2 protein-coding genes are annotated in these 1,100 nt (G+C 68.9%); one reads left to right on the top strand and one right to left on the bottom strand.

Going from position 1 to position 1,100, the window contains the following annotated elements; genetic code table 11:
* Positions 1-237: beta-ketoacyl synthase N-terminal-like domain-containing protein (locus tag LFM09_RS50065; protein ID WP_414103728.1), on the bottom strand; the 237-nt coding region annotated here is incomplete at its 3' end.
* 146 nt (positions 238-383) lie between these two features.
* On the opposite strand from LFM09_RS50065, the gene LFM09_RS50060 reads away from it, so the two are divergent.
* Positions 384-1,100: AMP-binding protein (locus LFM09_RS50060; RefSeq protein ID WP_414103727.1), on the top strand; the 717-nt coding region annotated here is incomplete at its 3' end.

The following is a 1,100-nucleotide window of genomic DNA, read 5'->3' as shown; positions in this document are numbered from 1 at the left end:
CGGATCCTCGCGTGCCGGCGCGCCGAGCCGCACCGGCAGATCGGTGGCCCAGGGCTCATCGAGCAGGCGCACACCGGACGTGCCCGCGAGCAGAGCGTCCCAAGTGGACGCGACATCACCGCCTTGAGGGGTGGTCATGCCGAGGCCGGTGACGACGACGTCCTCCTCCACACCCGGCAGTGGGGGCAACGACGGGTGCAGCAAAGGGAAGTCGAGGAACGTGTGTTCATGAGGCATGTGTTGAGGAGAACACCACCATCGTCGCGGCGGCAGCGGCCGCGGGACTGATTGGGGCCCCCGTCGCGCGACTGATCACAGCGCCGCCGGATCTCCGTAACGTCCGTCCCGCAAGGGAGATCTGCGGAGACGGGAGTTGATGCGGGGTGTCAGCGGAAACAGCGGCGGATGTGGCGAACCTGACGGAACTGTGCCGCAGACAAGCAGCGTTCAGGGGGGACGAACGCGCGTTCGTGTTCCTCGAGAGCGGTGTCGTGGAGTCGGCCACGCTCACCTACGCGGAACTGGACCTCCGAGCGCGCGCGATCGCCGTGCACCTGCGATCACTCGCCGAGCCGGGGGCGCGGGCACTGCTGTGCCATCCACCTGGACTGGAGTTCGTGGCGGCGTTCCTCGGATGTCTGTACGCCGGAATCATCGCCGTGCCGGCTCCGCCCGTGCGCCGGGCGGCGGGCGACGCGCGGCACACCCGGTTGCTCGGCATCGCGGAAGACTGCGACCCCGAGCTCCTTCTGTCCACAACGGACGCCTTGCCTGGCCTGCAGGCGATCCTCGGCCAACGGCCCGTGATCCCGCTCGCCACGGACACCGTCACCGACGGCGGAGCCGAGTGGTGCACCCCGGACGTGCAGAACGAGATCGCCTACCTGCAGTACACCTCCGGAACCACGGGCAGGCCGAAGGGCGTGGTGCTCACACACAAAGGCGTGCTGCACAACCTCGAGCTCATCGTCCGGGGCGGCTCGCGCCCTGACGAGGACTACAGGCGTCTCGCCCCGACCGTGTCGTGGCTGCCGGTGTTCCACGACATGGGCCTCATCGGCGGTGTGCTGCAACCGCTCTTCCTCGGCCAGCTGTCCGTG

Origin of the sequence: Lentzea alba (genome assembly GCF_047445655.1) — a bacterium.
GTDB classification, from domain to species: domain Bacteria; phylum Actinomycetota; class Actinomycetes; order Mycobacteriales; family Pseudonocardiaceae; genus Lentzea; species Lentzea alba_A.
This window is presented reverse-complemented; position numbering and strand designations above follow the sequence as displayed.